We start from the raw sequence: 18,727 nt of genomic DNA, 5'->3' as shown, positions 1-18,727 counted from the left end.
TTAAATTCCATTTTTAGAGCTTTTCAAATTTACACTTTATGCTCAAATTCCACCATTTTTAAACTCCAACTTTCACGAATTTGAGTGGATTCACGCATTATTTACAACGGTCTCGGCTATGAGTAGTTGCGTGGTTTAGCGATTAACTTTGCAAGTACACACCAAGCTGAAAATCCGCGAGGATTTTCAGAAGTAGGCGAGAACAAGCAATTACTTATAGCCATTGTTGTGCACTGTTTTTATTTATCAACATCTAAAAATAATTCATAAATTTCTAAATCACTATTTTCAATAGATAAGTAGTTTTTCATCTCATCTATTTTTGGTTTCCATTCTTCTTTATTTCTAGGTGATTTTCGATTGCGTGAAATCATATCTCCAACGAAATATATGTTAATTAATTTAGCATTAATTCCATTTCTTTTAAGTAAATCTAAAACATATAATCTATTAGCTAATTGATAAAATTTATTCGTCCAAGGTTTATCCTTTTTAATTATTATTCCATTGTTCTTTGCTGTATTAGAAAGTGCATTTTTAATCTTTTCTATGCTTTTTATAGAACTTGCTCCGCAACTTTGTTGTATTTCTCCTAAATGAGCTTTTGCTTCTATTAAAATCCAAGTTTTTATATTTTTATTAATTGTATAACCAATTAAATCCCAATTCATAGAATTTCCAGATTGTGGCCATTCGTTTTTCCAACAATTTAATAATTCATTAAATTCAGGTTCATTTTCTAAAAACTCTAAACCTATTAATTCCTTGTCAGGAATTTCATTTGATTTATCGAAGTTGAAATCTAGCCAAGTAATGTTATCTGCACCTATTGTATTTTTAATTCTTTCATTAAATTCAATTCGATGCCTTCCTAACCATCTTAAAAGGTGAAATTCACTTCCATATCCTAAAGCCATTTTTCCCATAATTATTGGATGTTTTTTCTTAAAGTCGTCTTTTTCTCAAATTCTGACTAACGTAAAATTATTTTACTGAAAATCAGCTGTTTAAAAATATTCAAATTTCTCATATTTTCTTAAATTTTGAAACTCAATTTACTCATTTTTACGTTAGCTTACGTACTGAAGAGTTTTGGACTCTATGAGGGATAGTGCACAACGTTTTGGTATAAGCTTTGTTGCGTTTTATTTATGCTAAATGTAAGCAATTTATTAAATAACTTTGTGCCTGCGTATTTTTCCGAAGGAAAAATTTAGCAGCAATAAAGTTTATACACTGTTGTACGTAGTTTTAATATTCAGAAATAGTAAATTTATTAGGGCTAATTATATTCACTCCATAAATTTGTTCGTTCAATTTTAGTTCAAAATATTTTGAGTTATTCCATTTCAAAAATTCAAGATTATTAGTCACTTCCTCATTTGTTCCAGTCAATTTTTCAAAGTCTAGTTTTTCTCTTGAGGAAATTTTTTGCCCTCCCTCTCCAAAATATTCAATATGACTTATGTAAATAGTTTTATAGATTTCATTCAAGTATATTTCAACTCTATATTTTTCTCCATAAACTTCATTTTCTTTATTTTCAAGACTTTGAAATTCTCCAGAAGAAATTGTTTCTACTGTTTTGAAAAGTCTTTTCAAGTTATTTATTTCGTTTTCAAAAGATTTGATTTTTAAATTCAAACTGTCAATTTTTCCAATATTTTTCAGTTTTAAATTATTTTCATTCTCAATATTCTTTTGACAAGAAAAACAAGATGAAATCAATAAAATTATAAGTATTCTTTTCATTTGCTGGGAATTACGTACAACGTACGGGTTGTATGGTTAGTTACGTTTTTTAAAGATACTATTTTCTTGATAATGACTAAAAAAAATCTTAGAAAAATATTTCGCAAGTAGGCAATAAGCAGTAATTAATTATACAGCAGGTTAGTATTCGTTGGCTAAATATAGCCTAATTAATTTTCCAAATGGACAGATTAAAATTGTTTTTTTTCTTCTTCACAACATTGAGATTAGGAGTGTTGCTTTCGTTGAGATTTGAAAAAACAATTTTAAGCCATTGCTAGTTTTCACTAAGTTAATTAAAGAAAGACTTTCCTATGTGAAGTTACGTTATTAAAAACTCCAAAAAAAAAAAGGGATTTAGTCACACGAACTACTTGCGAACAGATTTGATCACTTTTTTTTAAAGTATTAGGTTTTCACTACCAAAAATAAACAAACAATAAGCTGCTTCACTTAGCCCAAGAAAGCCATAAAACCGTTAAGCAATCAAGAAGTTTGATGAGGTAATTCGCCAATGTATACTAACGTTGTTGTGTAATGAAAGTTGCGGGTTTAAGCACTAAAGTTAGTAAATAAAACACAAACCAAGAAAATCCGAGAGGATTTTCGCAAGTAAGCTAAAACAAGCAATTTTTTTTACACGGTGTTGGCAAACGTTTTCTTTTTCAAATGCCAGATAAAAATTCCATTCATTATTAAATTAATTAATACAATAATTATAAAATACCAGGATTCAATTATTCCTAAACTTAAAATTATTGATGGTAATAAAATTCCTACTATTTTTTCCCAATTTTCATTAAATTTATGAATTGCAAAGTAAATAGCATAAAGAAGAGTACAAATTATTCCCCAAACTCCGACAAAAACATATCCTAATTGAACTTCTCCCGTTTTTTTTCCAATTATGATAATCGCTGATAAAATTGGTAAAATAACATTTACTAAAATTGCGATTCCAAAATAATTTCGCACATATAATTTCTCCTTTGTTTTCAATATTTTAGTTTGTGTTTTTTTCCTTTATTTTGATATATTTTATTCCAACTGTATCTATTATCATTTCTGTTGATTCTTTTGAGATAGTGTCATAATTCCATCTTTCATAGATTTGAAACACTTTTATTTGTTCCGAATTTATTTGTGTGAAAAATAATAATTCATCTTTTGGATTTTTATTTTCGTAGTTTAAGAAAATAGTATCATCTATTTCTAAATATGAACCATAAAACTCTTTTTTATAAAAAGGTAACAAGCTATTCGTTCTTGTAAATTTATTATTTACTCTAAAAAATATTTTATCATATCCATAATGACCTTTTTTTGAATAAGTATTTAATATTTTTATATTTTCATATTTCACATTATTACAACCAACAATAATGGAAACTATAAAAACTATTATAAAAAATTCAATTTTATTTTTCAATTTTTCAGAGTGTGATTGGTTAATGTTTGCCAACGTACGGGTTGTATGGTTAGTTACGTTTTTTAAAGATACTATTTTCTTGATAATGACTAAAAAAAATCTTAGAAAAATATTTCGCAAGTAGGCAATAAGCAGTAATTAATTATACAGCAGGTTAGTATTCGTTGGCTAAATATAGCCTAATTAATTTTCCAAATGGACAGATTAAAATTGTTTTTTTTCTTCTTCACAACATTGAGATTAGGAGTGTTGCTTTCGTTGAGATTTGAAAAAACAATTTTAAGCCATTGCTAGTTTTCACTAAGTTAATTAAAGAAAGACTTTCCTATGTGAAGTTACGTTATTAAAAACTCCAAAAAAAAAAGGGATTTAGTCACACGAACTACTTGCGAACAGATTTGATCACTTTTTTTTAAAGTATTAGGTTTTCACTACCAAAAATAAACAAACAATAAGCTGCTTCACTTAGCCCAAGAAAGCCATAAAACCGTTAAGCAATCAAGAAGTTTGATGAGGTAATTCGCCAATGTATACTAACGTTTTGGTGTATTAAAAGTTGCGATTTTGTGCCATCGTTATTTTCCGAAGGAAAATATAAGATTGCAAAAAAAGCAACAACTTTTGGTTAAGCTAAAATTAGCAATTTTTTTTACACGGTGTTGTAAATAGTAGATTTTTTTCCAGTTAATAATTCCATTGTAATTTTTCGCACTTTGCTTAATTCAGCATTTTAAGTAATAAATTCCGCAAAGAAATTCAATTCCTAAAGTTGCTTAAATTCCAGTTTTTGATTTCAAGTCTTGCTAATTTTCCCACGTTTTAATTTTCCAGTCTGAGTAAATTCACACGTTTAATATTTCCACAAACAAGATGAAATTCCCACAATAATTTTTTCACGAGTGAAAGATAATTCAACAATTGTTATATTCCATTTTTAAGCGATTAAAAAATTCCCACGAACAACTAAATTCAAACATTTTGGATATTCAAATTTTCACGTTTCTGAGTGTTTTCCACTATTATTTACAACGGTTTTGTACAAGATTTAGTTGCGTGGTTAGGCACTAGATTATTTGATGATTAACCAAGTAGAAAGTCCGCAAGGACTTTCGTAAGTATGCTAGAAGCAAGCAATTAATTTTGTACGTTGTTAGCTGTAGTTTTTTCAATTCAGATTATAAATTTTTAAAATTCAAATATTATGATAAATATTCATTCATTTTTAACTCAAGTTGGTTTTGATCTCAAAATTCATTCAAAATCAGATTTCAACGGTTTTTATTTAAAAGGAAAAGAAATTCAAATAAACATCGTTTCCTGTGATTCAATTATTTCTATTCAAGCTCAAAATAAAAAAGGTTTACAAAGAACTTTGATAGATAATTCTAAAATTAATTCCATTGAAGATTTAGTTTTTATGCTTTCAAGAAATATTTTTTTTTCAAGAAACTTTAAATCTCTTCTTCAAGAAATGATTCAATTGCAAACTTTGTCTGACGTAAAACTTCCATAATGTTATCTCCATCAGTATGTACTCTTTTTTTATGGCAATCATTTGAATTGTCAATAGCTTTTTTAAGTTTTGAAATACTTTCAGAATTAGGGTTTACTTTGTTAATTATTCTAACAGCTTTTTCGGCTATTAATTGCAAATTATTCATAGTATATTCTCCTTTGTCTCTGATTAAGTCAATTCGGAATAATAATTCATTAAGTTTTTCTTCTGTATTCATTTTTCAGAGTTTGAGTGAGCAATTACAGCTAACGGTCTTGTGTATGAAACGTAGCGTATAAATAAACGCTAACTTTTCGGATTTAGCACGAGCCGAATTTTTTATTTTTATGTTTAATTTTCTTTTCTAAATATAACCAAATAAAAAATTTGGCGTACTTTGTAAATATACAAAAACCTCTCGGAAAGCCTATAATAGCTATGTTTTATACACGTTGTTGTACACTGGCTTTTTCTTTCCGCAAACTTGCTAGCGTTGGCAGAAGACATACTCTTTTGCAATTTTTGGCTTTAGCGTTGGCTGGTGCGAATTGCAAATGTGTATGGCTTTAAGCGTTGGACTAATTCCAGATTTTTTTTCCTTCGTTTGATAATTTTTTAAGATTAGCTTTTATCTTTTTTTTCATTTCAAAAATTTCGTTTTCTGTGTTTAACTGAGATTGAATAATCTTTTGTTGAATTTCTATTGAAGGACAAGGAATCTCAATATCATAAATATCATCTTTGTCTAAAGAAACATTCGAAGTTCCAGTCATTAAAGAAGCTAATATTTCCTCTTTCATTGCAGATAATATGAAATACAAGTATTTCGGAAGTAAAATACTTTCATCTAATACTTCTATTCCACACATTATATTTGCTAAAGCAAATTTTCCTTCTATATAATGTAATCTTCTAACACTAGCGTGTCCGTGTCCAGTTGAAGAAACTATTGGTACGCAAATAGCTTTACAATTAAATGCGTAATCTTTTGAAGTTCTAAAATTTTCCGCAGTAACAACAAATCTATAATTTCCTTCCTCTGTACTTTGTGCTCCTGAAGTTCCTTTAAATACTTTGATTAGTTTTTTGTCTAGTTTACGAGTTGGGTAATTTGAGCTATTTGCATAATGAATAGCTTTATATCTTCTACCAACTAAACTCAAACATTTATCATTTAAAATCTCTGTTTTATGTACTGTATTAAATTTTACTAATTTACTCGTAATATTATTAGTTGATTTGAAAGCTTGAATAAGTCTTTTTGCTTCACCTAAGTCATTTTGTTTTACGGGTTTTCTTGCTCCAGTTTGAGTGAAACCATCATTTTCAATTTGTACGAATAAAATTTCATCTTTTATTTTCGCTATATCTTTGTCAATAAACAATATATGTGTTTTAACACTAGCATAAGGTTTAAAAACACCGTGTGGAAGTTCAACTACAGCGTATAATAAATTTTCTTTTATTAGTTTTTCTCGTATCGATTTATATGAAGCATAATTATTGTGCAAAACACCTTCAGGAATAATAATACCAGCTTTTTTTGTGCCTGATAAATGTTCAATTATATAATCCAAAAATAAAATTTCAGATTTATTTGCTTGAATACTAAATTTTTTATGCGGTCTAATTCCTCCTTTAGGTGTCATAAAAGGCGGATTTGCTAGAATTACATCAAAGTTTTCATTCCAACGTTCTTCACTAGTTAGTGTATCATATTCATAAATGTGAGGTTCAGAAAAACCGTGTAAATACAAATTAACTAAACTTAATCGCACCATATCAGGTGAAATATCATATCCTACAAAATTTTGAATTAACTTTTTACGTTGTTCAGGTGTTAATTCATTGTTGTTTTTTTGTTTGATGTATTTAAATGCTGAAATTAGAAAACCTGCTGTACCACAAGAAGGGTCTAGAATTGTATCTGTTTTACTTGGTTCAACTATTTCAACTAAAAAATCTATAATGTGTCTTGGTGTTCTAAATTGTCCAGCATCACCTTGTGAACCCATAATTGAAAGTAGATACTCAAAAGCATCTCCGAGTTTTTCACTGTGAGTGTACTCAAATTCACCAATGGTTTTTAAAAACATTTTTAATGTTTCTGGGTCGCGATAGGGCAGATAAGCGTTATTAAAAATATCTCGAAACAGTTGAGGAATATTTGGGTTTTTTTCCATATTCTCAATAGCTTCTGAATATAGACTTAGCATATCAGACGCTGTAACTCTTGCATCAAATAGACTATCCCAACTGTATTTTTTGAAATCATTAGAAAAAAACTTTGCATTACCTCCTAATTCAATGGATTCTTTATCCATATCATCCATAAACTTATAAATCAAGCCAATTGTAATTTGTTCTATTTGTCCTTTTGGGTCAGGTAATTTGCCTACTAAAATATCTCGGCAATCGTTAATTCTTTTTTTAGTTATTGTATCTAACATAAATATTTTTTAAGCAGCAAACTGCTCTAATTTTATATAATCTTTTATATACACTGGAATTACTTCACGGTACTTGGTAGCAACTGCCTTAAACTGTGAAATAGTTAATGTGGGATTTGTTTGTAATGCTTGAAAATCTTTTGTTTCAATTATTTTTCTAATATCTTGGTTTACTATGTAGGCTTTAAAAAAGTATTTTAAAGCTCTAACATTAATATCATCTTCATTTGGTGGATAAAGTGAAATGAATTTGTCAAATTCTTCTTCTAATAATTCGTCTTTTGATTTAAACTTTGGGATAATTCCGAATATTTTTTCAACAACTTCTCGAATTGAAACTTTCCTATCAATTTTAGCCGCTTTACGCAGTTTTTCCAAGTTAAAATATTCTTCAGGTTTATCAAATATTTCTGCTTGAATATGACTGACTACGTGTTCCCAATTTCCAAGTTCTACATTCTTTTTTATAATATCATCCATTGCGATTCGGTCTTCGAACTTTTTGAAAAGTTCTCTATCAATTCGCATTCCATCATAACCAATCTGTTCTTCATTTAAAGAGAAAATCGGGTCTGGTCTTAAACTATTGTATTTGTCAATATCAAAGCTACTGCCACCACTTTCTGCGTTTCCATTTCTAGGTTTTGGTAGTTTTAGTTTCTCGTCATAATCAAATTTTTCTTCAAAATATTCACAGTTTGCAAAGAAATCAAAAAGTTTAAATATTTCTTTTTCTTCCTTTATTATCTCTTTTTCGTCAAGTTCGTTTTTATAACTATGTGTAAAAGTATGTTTACGAGTTCCTCTTCCTTTGATTTGAACAAAGTCAGCAGGACTGAATATTGGTCGCATCATACATAAATTAAGTAAGTCTGGACAATCATAACCTGTGGTCATCATACCAACTGTAACACAAATCCTAGTTTTTCCAGTTTTATACCCTTCTAACCAGGATGATTTTCCATTAAGGTTATTGTTTGTAAAATTGATAGTCATTTGTTGAGCATCACCAACTTGTGAAGTCACTTGAACTGCGAAATCTGAATTGTATTTATTTGGATATAATTGTTCTGCGAAGTCGTTTAGAATTTCAGTTATTTTTCTTGCGTGATTTTGACTAACTGCAAAAATGATTGTTTTGCCAATTTCTTTTGTAATTGGGTCACGTAAAGCATTTTCTAAAAACGTTTTACAGAAAACACGATTTGTTTTTTCTGAGAAAAACTTTTTCTCAAAATCTCTTGAAACAAAGGTTTCTGTTTCTTCTCCTTCTTCGGTTGTTATTGCAACAGAATAGCCTTCGTCAGAAAGTAATTGTGTTGTTATTTCTGTTCTAGCATCTAAAACCCTAGGGTTAATTAAGAAACCGTCTTTAACACCATCTAACAAGGAATATCGAAAAGTAGGGTCACCACCTTCGCAACCGAAGGTTGCATAAGTGTCTCTTAGTAAACGTCTTTCGATTTCTCTTGGGTCGTTTTCTTTTACTTTATCAATATCAACACTTTTTAAATAATCTTTTGGTGTTGCTGTTAATCCTAATTTATAACCGTGAAAATATTCGAAAACTGCTCTCGCGTTACCAGAAATTGAACGATGAGATTCATCTGAAATTAACAAGTCAAAATCTGTTGGTTTAAATTCGTATCTGTACTTGTTGTCGAACATTAAAGATTGAATAGTAGTAACAACTATGTTCTGCTTTTCTCCAATCGCTTTTATGTTCTTTGTAGATAAATGTTGTGTAATCGGGTTTAAGATAATTAGTGAAAGCTTTCCAAGCTTGGTCTTCTAATTCCAATCTGTCTACAAGAAATAATACTCGTCTTGCATTTTGAGTTCTTAGAAAAAGTCGAATTACTCCAGCAGCAGTAAGTGTTTTTCCAGTTCCAGTTGCCATTTCAAAAAGGAAACGGTCTTTTTTACTTGCAACAGCTTGTTGTAATTTTTGGATTGCCTTTAATTGATAGTGCCTTAAAAATCGTAAACCATTATTCCAAACAAAGTCTTTACTGTCAATCGGATTTCCTTTCCATTCAGGTCTTTCTGCATAATCAGGCATTTGCACGATTGCGATAAAATCATCTTTGATTTCTTCGTTAGCTAATGAGCTTCTATCAGGATTCCATTCCTTGATTGCACCAATTTCGCTTGGTGAAGGAAATTTATAAATTGGTTTAGGATTTCCTTTTTCCAAGTTCCAAAGGAAATGTACAATTCCGTTTGAAAGAATTATGAATTGTGCACCAACTGTCTTTGCGTATTTTCTAGCTTGTTCTTTTGCAACAAGTGGATGAAGACTTTCTTTCTTTGCTTCTAAAACGCAAATTGGTTTATTGTTGCTGTCAACAAGTAAAAAGTCTAAAGAACCAGACTTAACTTTTTCAAAATCGTTTCCCCAAGCGTCAACTTCAGTTTGGGTGATTTTTACGTGATTTTCAAGTAAGATATTCGCAGAACCTTGCTCATTGTCAAAAAACCTCCATTCCGCTTCTTCGAGCAGTTGGTTGATTTTTATTCTTGCGTGAGCTTCATTTTTCATTCTTTTAATTCGGTTGAGCGTTGGCTAAAATAGCTCTTTTGTTTTTTTTAGCGTTGGATTTGCATTGGCAAAAAAAAACAAATGTGCTATTTATGCGGCTGCCTTTGCGTTTTTTTCAGCTTGTGTACAACGTTTATGTGTATTATTTGTTGCGTAAATTTAGCTAAAAAAATAGTTTATTATACTAAAACTTTAGCGTTTCCGAGGTTTTTCGTAAGAAAAACCCTATAAAGCAATAAATTTTACACGGTGTTATGTTTTGTTGCGATACGTTTGAGTAAGCAAGTTCAGATTCCATTTTCAATTTTTTCACGTTTTTTTAATTTCCTTTTTTGAGCTTTTTTTTATTTCTGTTAAATTCCTTTTTCAGAGTTAATTCTTACGTTTAGATTCCGCTTTGATTTTTAATTCGCGCGATATTTTCCCCAATTATTTTTTTCCCAAAACGTCAAGAATTCCAAAGTAGAGAAAATTCCCGCGTAAAATTTCCGCTTTGATTTGATTTTTTAAAATTCGCGAGAGAGTGTTCAGCATTTTTTTCCAGCGTTTAGATTTTCCTGAGCAATAAAACATAACGTTTTGGTATAAGCTTTGTTGCGTTTGTTTATGCTAAAAGTAAGCAATTTATTAAACAACTTTTGTGCCTGCGTATTTTTCCGAAGGAAAAATTGAGAAGCAATAAAGTTTATACAGTGTTGGCTGTAGTATTTTATTCATTTTTCCAATTAATTTCTTTAGCAATTTCCTCAAAAGTGTAATTTCCAAATTTTATTATTTCCCCTTTTTCATTTATAAATCCGTGTTCAGAGCATTTAATGGAATAATGATTACAGCCATTCTCGTGTTTTTCCTTTTCCCAATATTCCTTTTCACATTTTTTTCCAAATATTGCCCTGTTGTTTTGAAATGAAGTAATTATTTCAAATTGCGGTTTTATTATAATTTCTCCTTTTTCATTTGCAAAACCGATTTTATTATTCTCATTAATTATTCTGATTTTATTTTCGATTAAATTGTCAGGAGAAGGTTCTCTATTTATTGAATTATAAACTTGAAAAAGAATTTTTTCATTTTCGTCTATTGCTGACCAACCAGATTTTCCTTTTATTCCGAAAACGGCGAAATATTTCAATGAATTTTCGGCTAAAAAAGCATAGTATTTTGATGTATCCAGTTCACGCAAAATATTTTCTTTTTCGTCAACAAGATAATATTGATTTACTGTCTCATATTTTTCCTCAACTTTGACTTTAAATTTCTTTTGACAATAACTATTGATTGAAAAAAAAGATAATATAGAAAGTATTAATATTATTTTCAGATGTTTCACTTGCGTTCGGTTTATATTACAGCCAACGTTGTTGTATATGGTTTGTTGCGTGTTTTAAGCACCTAATTTAGCAAATAAAAACCGAATAGAAAATCCGCGAGGATTTTCGTAAGTAGGCTAGAACTAGCAATAAATTATATACGGTGTTAGCAGCTGTATTTTAATTTTAAAAAGGAAATTCATCTGGTTCTATTTCCTCACTTGTTCCTCCGAGTTTTTTTCCTAAATACGTTGAAATTGCAGCAGTTACCTCTACAACTAATTCAGCTTCTAAATATTCGGGAGCTTCTCCTTCTCTTAAATGCCTTCCTTGTTCAGATGTAAATCCCCAAATTTTTGTTACTGCTTGGTCAAGAGGAGAAGGAATAACTCCAGGATATTTTTTCATTAATTCGCCTAAAGTTGCTTTTTTGTCGCCAGTTATTTCTCTTGAAACACATTCTAAACACGCTAAAGAATGCTGAATTGCTCCAGTTATATCTGGACTTGGTCGTCTCGACAAATCATTCAAAGCTTCTCTAATTTCCGTTTTAGCAGTTTGTAATTTAGCAGATTCGAGTACTTTTACTACTGTGTTAACAGCAGTTTCAAATACTTCGTCTCCACGAGTTTCAATTTCTTCATTGACAATCTTCCAACCGATTCCGTTTGTTACAAAATATTCGTTTATTTCACTTATAAAAGTTTCTTTTTCAGCTCCATTCAGTTTTTGAATTATAACTTCAATAATATCATAAACTAAATACCATTCACAATTATCCAAATGGTCACTAACTTCATAGTCAATATTCGGAAATTCCGACCAATTATTTGAGTCAGGAGCAATTTTTAAAACTCTACTAGTTATGTCTCGAAGGTCTGAAGGATTTTTATTTAAGTCATAAAATACCATTCTTATAAATCCACGTAATCCTTCAGGAGCATCTTCACGAATCGTTATTTCCTTTTCCTTTATAGAAAAATGTCCATTACGTTTTGAAAATGTTTGTTTTTTATTCATTGTTCGGTTGAGTGTTATATTGCTGCTAACGTTGTTGTATATGGTTTGTTGCGTGTTTCAAGCAACTAATTTAGTAAATAATTACTGACAAAGAAAGTCCGCGAGGACTTTCGCAAGTAGGCAAGAAGCCAGCAATAAAATATATACGGTGTTAGCATACGTTATTTTTGATTCATTATTCGAACAAATGTTTCGTGCAAGTAAATTCGTTTTAATTCGTTAGCTTTATTTTTATTGTAAATCAAAATTTCAAATTCGGTTTCAGGTCTTAAATCTTTTAAAGGACCAGCAAACATATCAGATTCCACTTTTGCAATTGTGTCCAAATAATTTGTTTTAGCAGATAATATTAAATTTCTGATAATTTGTTTCGCTTGACTTATTGTTTCGTTTTCCGAATTTTTAAAATAATCATATTTATCAATTTCTACTTTTTCTACATTCAGGTCATATCTGAATCCATAAATACTATCTTTAGTAATTATCGCTCCTTTTTTCACAAAATCATATTCAAGATTTACATTGGTTGAGCGTTGTTCTATAAAAACAAGAGAGTCCAATTCTTTTAAGTTCAGTTTTAAACTCGAAAAAATTTTTGAAATTCTTTCGGCTCTTTTTTTGAGATTATCTTTTGCTTTATAGAGCAATTCCTGTTCAGGACTTCTGCCACTTTTAAGTTTGTAAACAACTGTAGTGTCGATAAATTTTTTAACATAGTTTTCATCTTCGTACACTTTCCAATCACTTTCAAATTTTTCTGTATAGAGTTCTTCGATATTCTGTCCATTTGCAAATGCACAGATGAATATTAATAAGAACGTAATTTTTTTCATAATGTATGCTAACGTTTATGTGTATTATTTGTTGCGTAAATTTAGCGAAAAAAATAGTTTATTAAACTAAAACTTTAGCGTTTCCGAGGTTTTTCGTAAGAAAAACCAGGGAAAGCAATAAATTTTACACGGTGTTATGTTTTGTTGTGATACGTTTGAGTAAGTAAGTTCAGATTCCGTTTTCAATTTTTTTCCTATTTTTAATTTCCTTTTTTGAGCTTTTTTTATTTATTATTTCTGTTAAATTCCTTTTTCAGAGTTAATTGTTACGTTTAGATTCTGCTTTGATTTTTAATTCGCGCGATATTTTCCCCAATTAATTTTTTCCCAAAACGTCAAGAATTCCAAAGTAGAGAAAATTCCCGCGTAAAATTTCCGCTTTGATTTGATTTTTTAAAATTCGCGAGAGACTGTTTAGCATTTTTTTCCTGCGTTTAGATTTTCCTGAGCAATAAAACATAACGTTTATGTGTATTATTTGTTGCGTAAATTTAGCGAAAAAAATAGTTTATTAAACTAAAACTTTAGCGTTTCCGAGGTTTTTCGTAAGAAAAACCAGAAAAAGCAATAAATTTTACACGGTGTTATGTTTTGTTGTGATACGTTTGAGTAAGTAAGTTCAGATTCCGTTTTCATTTTTTTTCCTATTTTTAATTTCCTTTTTTGAGCTTTTTTTATTTATTATTTCTGTTAAATTCCTTTTTTAGAGTTAATTGTTACGTTTAGATTCTGCTTTGATTTTTAATTCGCGCGATATTTTCCCCAATTAATTTTTTCCCAAAACGTCAAGAATTCCAAAGTAGAGAAAATTCCCGCGTAAAATTTCCGCTTTGATTTGATTTTTTAAAATTCGCGAGAGACTGTTTAGCATTTTTTTCCTGCGTTTAGATTTTCCTGAGCAATAAAACATAACGTTCTAGGCTATGTTTTAGTTGCGGTTTAGTTTAGCTAAAAATAAGCAAAAAAAGTCAAACAACTTTGTGCCTGCGTATTTTTCCGAAGGAAAAATAAAGCAGCAATTAAATATAGGCATTGTTGTAAATAGTGCTTTTTTTAAGAATTATAATTCATTTTGTTTTCAATTTTGTCCAAATTCAGAGTTTGAGAGAAAATTCCGCAAAGATTTTCAATTCCCCAAGATGCTAAATTCTATTTTTTCATTCACACGTTTTGCTAAGATTCCCACGTTTTGCAATTCCGAGTTTGAGTAAATTCCAACATTTTTAATTCTCAATTTATTCAAAATTCAAGGTTATCGAGAGTCTATTCAGTAATTTTTAAATTCCATTTTTAGAGCGTTTCAAAATTCACACAATTTGCTCAAATTCCACCATTTTTAAAACTCCAACTTTCAAGAGTCTGAGTGGATTCACGCATTATTTACAACGTGTTTGTATAAGCTTTGTTGCGTGGTTAAGGAGTAAAGTTACTGAATAATAACTAACAAAGAAAGTTCGCGAGAACTTTCGCAAGTAAGCCAATAAAAAGCAATAAAGTTTATACGTTGTTGCCCATTGTTATTTTTCTATAATATCTAATATTTCTTTTTCAGAAAAAGGTATTTTTAATTTTTCAAGATTTTTTCTCGAAATTTTCCTTTCACTGTAAAATTTTTTGTGATATTTATCAGTTAATTGTACTTTGAAAACTAAATAATCAAAATTACAGTCTACAAATAATTCTTTCATTTCGTTTGAAGAAATAAATTGTAACATTAAATAATACGAAACCAATTCGTTTAATTTACTTGTTTCTTTTTTTGAGCCTTCGTAGGCGATTTTAATTTCATTATGAAATTCAAAATTATTATTTGAAATTCGAGCAAATTGTCTTTTGTTTATTGATGATTGATTTTCTAAAGTTTCAGTAACTATTTTTTCAGTACCTAATCTTAAATCGTTTAGTTTTTTATTATTAGACTTATCAATTGGTTTCAATTTTTTAGAATTGTTATTTAACAATTTTGAGTTAATATTTTTTAGAATTTTAGGAACGTAAACAATGTTTATAGATTTGTCATTGTCGATATTTAGTAAAAGTTCTAAACTTTTCGATTTCCAACTTGAGTTTCTTGTCTTTTTTGTTTTTGTAATCCAAAAATTTGAATCTAAAATGTTTGTAATTGATTTATAAACTTCTTTAGATTTATTTTCTTTTTCGTAATTATTTCCAGAAAATGTTTTTTGTAAAACTATCATAGCTATATTTCCATCTCTGCCAAATACTACTTTTTGTTTGTCGAATTCAAAATCTTTCAAAAAATGATTTTTATCTATTTTCAAATCATTAAAGTCAATAGAAATTATTGGGTCTGCATTTTCTAAATTAACACGACTTAAACCAAAATCTTCAATGTCTTTTGTTAAGTCAATGCCTAAAAATTCAAATTTGTTATTTTCATTAGATTTAATTATTAGTTTATTTCCATCTAATTCAAAGGTTCCTAATTTAGAAATTGCACTTTGACCTAAAAGTAAAGGCGCATTTAACTGATGAACGATACTTGCTTCAACATCTTTTAAAATTAATCCATCTATATTTATTTCTTTAAGGTTTATTTTAGTTCCTTCCTCAATGTCACCGTTTGCAATTTTATATTTTATAGTTCCTTTTACATCTTTATCTGAAAGTAAACCTTGTTTAATTAAAAATTTAGCTTCTGTTTCTGAAATAGAAACATCTGAAGCTCCAGTGTCAAATATGAATTTCATTGGAACTCCATTAACTTTACAAGGGATTGTGTAAATTCCGTTTTCATATTTCATTTCTATTACTTTTTGTGAAAAAACGTAATTTGTAAACGTAATAGAAAAAATAAACAGTAGTATATTTTTTTTCATAGCTATTTATAAATTTGATTAAAAAGTGAAAGGACTTCATTTTCAATTTTTTTATCTAAATCTGTTATTTTAATTTGATTTTTATTGATACCAGCATTCCAATTTACCAAGATATTATTTTCGATTTTTTCAGATTCTCTTAACTCAAATTTTTCGTTTAGTAATTTAATTTCTCTTGAAAATAATTCCATTTTCTCTTTAGAAACTTTTCCATATAATAACTGCTTAATTTCTTTCATTCTTTATGTTTGTTGGATTTCCTTCTAATAATGGGCAACGGTCAAGTATAAGAATAGTAGCGGATTTACACGCACTAACTTTTCGGTTAAACATAGACCTTTTTTATAATTACTTACTTTCGATTTAGCGATTAAACCGCTATTATTTTTATACATTGTTGTGCCCAGTTTTTTTAAATCAAATCGTTAATATCATCTTGAAAAACATATTTCCTGTGATAATCTAAATACTGTTCTCTTTTCTCCGGATAAATTCTTAATACATTTTTAGCATTCGGATTTATACTTAATCTTTCCCAAGTGTAAGGTGTTAATTGAGTTCCACAAATAAGTTCCCCTTTGTCTGTAAAAGTTATATAACCTTGGTCAAAGAGTTTGTCATAAGTTGGTGATAAAGCAAGTCCGTTCAGATAATCAATCGCTTCTTCAACTTTATCTTCGTTTATGCAAGTTCTGTATGGCTTGATATGACTTGCAATTAATAACCTTTCATCAGATATTTTTGTGAAAGGACATTGTGGCATATGCTCAATTACGTTCTTTCGGTATTTTTGAGCACCTTCTCTTGATGGTGTTCTTTTTGCTATTTTCTTTTCCTTTTCAATTACCTCTATTTCTGTTGAAGAAACAGAAAGTTTTGGGTGCACAATTGAGCGGAATTGATAATCTATTAAAATTCTAAAATAGAATAGAGGTTTTGAAATTTCTCCATTATTAACAATTGGAATCAATTTTAATATTGATAGATAGCTAATTTTTGGTAAAATTAGTTTTCTCCATAAATCCCAAATTTCATTATCTGAACGAATATAACCTCTATTTCTTTTTTTGTCTTTTGTTAAATCTGAAACATCATAAATGGAAAAGAAAATTTTATCTTCTTTTAAAGCATCTATCTTGTTTAAATGTTCTGCATAAAATTCTGAAATATCAAATTTATATACCTGCTCTTGTTTTTGGTATTCAATTCGAGCATCATATAGATATTTCAATAAATTTGACTTACTGAAAAAGCAATTTTCTTGAATTATTGGGTAAGTTCTTTCTCCATCAACTTCGGTTTCTCCCCAATTATCGTATTCAAAAAAATCCTTTAATCTTTCTCCATTGTTTCCTGTATAACTACCAACATATTTTCTTGATTCTCCATTTCCTTTGAACATTTCAAGTTTATTCTTTCGGTAAATAAAACTGTCTTCTGCTCTTAAATTTTGAATAGAGTCTATAATATAGTATTCTAATCCTGCAATTTTTATTTTTTGAAAGTTCTCCATCTATTTTTCAGTAAATTTTGTAATATCCATTTGTTTTAAAATTGCAATTAGAACGTCCACAACAATACTGTTTCCTGCTTGACGATACATTTGTGTGTCGCTAACAACTTGCTTGAAATCATCTCTAAAACCCATTAATCGTAAGCATTCTTTAGGTGTTAATTTTCTTATTCTTCCTTTGTTGTGAGTTACATAATTATCTACACCAGCTCTGTGCATTTTGTGCATAGATTGTAAAAGAGGTCTTGCGACTTCCAAATCTGTTTTTATTCTTGTTTTGAAATTTTTAGTACCTTCCGAAAGAACATATTTTGTCGTTTTTTCAGAGAGATAATATTTTTCCTCAACTTCATTTACATCAAAAATGAATTCGTCAAATTCTTTTTTGTCTTGACTTTCAAAAACAAAATCTCCGTGCCAATTGAATTGCTGATTTGCCTTTTGGCAAATTGCAATTTCTCCATTTATTTGTGTATATCTTTTTTTTCTGTTTTTTGAACTTGTAACAAATTTCACTCCTTTTTCTTTTAGATAATATTTACTATCTGTGTAATCTTCAAGGAAATCCTGCATTTTATGTTCTAGTTCAATTGGTTCAGGAAACTCAAAATTAATTGATTTGTCTTTAAAGCCAATTACAAAAATACGTTCTCTATGTTGAGGCATTCCATAATTTTTAGCATTCATAACTTGATAAAAATATTTATAACCAAGTTCGTCAAAAGTTGCTTTAATGGTCTCAAAAGTGTTGCCTTTGTCGTGGTTTATTAAACCTTTTACATTTTCAAAAATGAAAACTTTTGGTTGGCTTTCTTTTACAATTCTTGCAAATTCATAAAACAAAGTTCCTCTAGTGTCTTTAAATCCTTTTCTTTTCCCAACCATTGAAAATGATTGACAAGGACTTCCGCCAACTAAAAGGTCTATTTTTCCTTTATATTTTCTCCCATTAACGTCTTTTACATCATCATACCATCTACTTTCGTCAATGTCGTAATTAGCAAAATAGCTTTGTTTTGCATATTTATCTATGTCACTTGCAAATACAATTTCCGTATTTAAATTAAGTCTTTTAAAAGCATACTCTATTCCTCCAATTCCTGAAAAAAGAGTGGCAACTCGTGTTGTGCTTTTTGGGTTTTCAATTTCTTTTTCAGTCCATTTTTTTTGAAAAGAGAGACGTATCTGATTTGAAACATATAAATCCATATGTTCATTGACAATGTTTAAAACGTCTTTATAATCTGAATAATCTTTAAGTTCTTGAATGACTTTTGAAGAGTAATAATGGTTTAATAATTCTTTTTGTTCAGTTTTTAAAACTTCTGCTAATAAATGAATTAACTCGTCTGACAAAACTCTTTCTTCACGTTCAATTTTTCCAAGAGTGGATGTGTCAATATCTAAATGCGAAGCAACCTTTCTTAAAGGAAAACCTAATTCAGTTCTGCGTTGCTTAATATATTCTCCAAATGTAGTAACCATATTTTTCGACAAAATGTTTAGGACAAATTTAGTCCAAAAATATGGAATGTTCTATTTT

The 18,727-nt window shown here is 29.0% G+C and carries 13 protein-coding genes and 1 pseudogene; all 14 read right to left on the bottom strand.

What is annotated here, in order from left to right; genetic code table 11:
- Positions 1-239 precede the first annotated feature (239 nt).
- The 14 genes and pseudogenes from SJY27_RS08200 to dcm all read right to left on the bottom strand — a co-directional run bounded on the left by SJY27_RS08200 (position 240) and on the right by dcm (position 18,669).
- Positions 240-926: a hypothetical protein gene (locus SJY27_RS08200; RefSeq protein ID WP_397447778.1), complete on the bottom strand. Its 687-nt coding sequence runs from the start codon at positions 924-926 to the stop codon at positions 240-242.
- 325 nt (positions 927-1,251) lie between these two features.
- The gene (locus tag SJY27_RS08195) at positions 1,252-1,752 is read right to left on the bottom strand and encodes a hypothetical protein (protein ID WP_397447777.1); all 501 of its coding nucleotides are present in this window, start codon (positions 1,750-1,752) and stop codon (positions 1,252-1,254) included.
- Between the two features lie 636 nt (positions 1,753-2,388).
- The gene (locus SJY27_RS08190) at positions 2,389-2,751 is read right to left on the bottom strand and encodes a hypothetical protein (RefSeq protein WP_397447776.1); all 363 of its coding nucleotides are present in this window, start codon (positions 2,749-2,751) and stop codon (positions 2,389-2,391) included.
- A gap of 4 nt (positions 2,752-2,755) precedes the next feature.
- Positions 2,756-3,214, bottom strand: coding sequence for a hypothetical protein (locus SJY27_RS08185; RefSeq protein WP_397447775.1), 459 nt, complete (start codon positions 3,212-3,214; stop codon positions 2,756-2,758).
- Between the two features lie 1,418 nt (positions 3,215-4,632).
- Complete coding sequence (locus tag SJY27_RS08180) at positions 4,633-4,914, bottom strand: hypothetical protein (RefSeq protein ID WP_397447774.1); 282 nt, start codon at positions 4,912-4,914, stop codon at positions 4,633-4,635.
- A gap of 340 nt (positions 4,915-5,254) precedes the next feature.
- Positions 5,255-7,126, bottom strand: a complete 1,872-nt coding sequence (locus tag SJY27_RS08175; RefSeq protein WP_397447773.1) for an N-6 DNA methylase — start codon at positions 7,124-7,126, stop codon at positions 5,255-5,257.
- Between the two features lie 9 nt (positions 7,127-7,135).
- Positions 7,136-9,668 (bottom strand): annotated as a pseudogene (locus tag SJY27_RS08170) (DEAD/DEAH box helicase family protein).
- 709 nt (positions 9,669-10,377) lie between these two features.
- The gene (locus SJY27_RS08165; protein WP_397447772.1) at positions 10,378-10,998 is read right to left on the bottom strand and encodes a WG repeat-containing protein; all 621 of its coding nucleotides are present in this window, start codon (positions 10,996-10,998) and stop codon (positions 10,378-10,380) included.
- A 166-nt stretch (positions 10,999-11,164) separates the two neighbouring features.
- Entirely contained in the window at positions 11,165-11,998 is an 834-nt protein-coding gene (locus SJY27_RS08160; RefSeq protein WP_397447771.1) for an AbiJ-NTD4 domain-containing protein, read from the bottom strand.
- A gap of 161 nt (positions 11,999-12,159) precedes the next feature.
- A complete protein-coding gene (locus SJY27_RS08155) occupies positions 12,160-12,831 on the bottom strand; it encodes a hypothetical protein (RefSeq protein ID WP_397447770.1) in 672 nt (223 codons plus the stop codon).
- A gap of 1,517 nt (positions 12,832-14,348) precedes the next feature.
- Complete coding sequence (locus tag SJY27_RS08150; RefSeq protein WP_397447769.1) at positions 14,349-15,671, bottom strand: TIGR02281 family clan AA aspartic protease; 1,323 nt, start codon at positions 15,669-15,671, stop codon at positions 14,349-14,351.
- 2 nt (positions 15,672-15,673) lie between these two features.
- Complete coding sequence (locus tag SJY27_RS08145; protein ID WP_397447768.1) at positions 15,674-15,910, bottom strand: hypothetical protein; 237 nt, start codon at positions 15,908-15,910, stop codon at positions 15,674-15,676.
- 173 nt (positions 15,911-16,083) lie between these two features.
- Positions 16,084-17,184: an HNH endonuclease gene (locus SJY27_RS08140; protein ID WP_397447767.1), complete on the bottom strand. Its 1,101-nt coding sequence runs from the start codon at positions 17,182-17,184 to the stop codon at positions 16,084-16,086.
- Positions 17,185-18,669, bottom strand: coding sequence for a DNA (cytosine-5-)-methyltransferase (dcm, locus tag SJY27_RS08135; RefSeq protein ID WP_397447766.1), 1,485 nt, complete (start codon positions 18,667-18,669; stop codon positions 17,185-17,187).
- Positions 18,670-18,727: the final 58 nt, after the last annotated feature.

Origin of the sequence: Polaribacter sp. R77954 (assembly GCF_044595335.1) — a bacterium.
In the GTDB taxonomy this organism is placed as follows: Bacteria; Bacteroidota; Bacteroidia; order Flavobacteriales; family Flavobacteriaceae; genus Polaribacter.
Note: the sequence above shows the minus strand (reverse complement) of the source record. Positions and strands in the feature narration are given on the sequence as shown.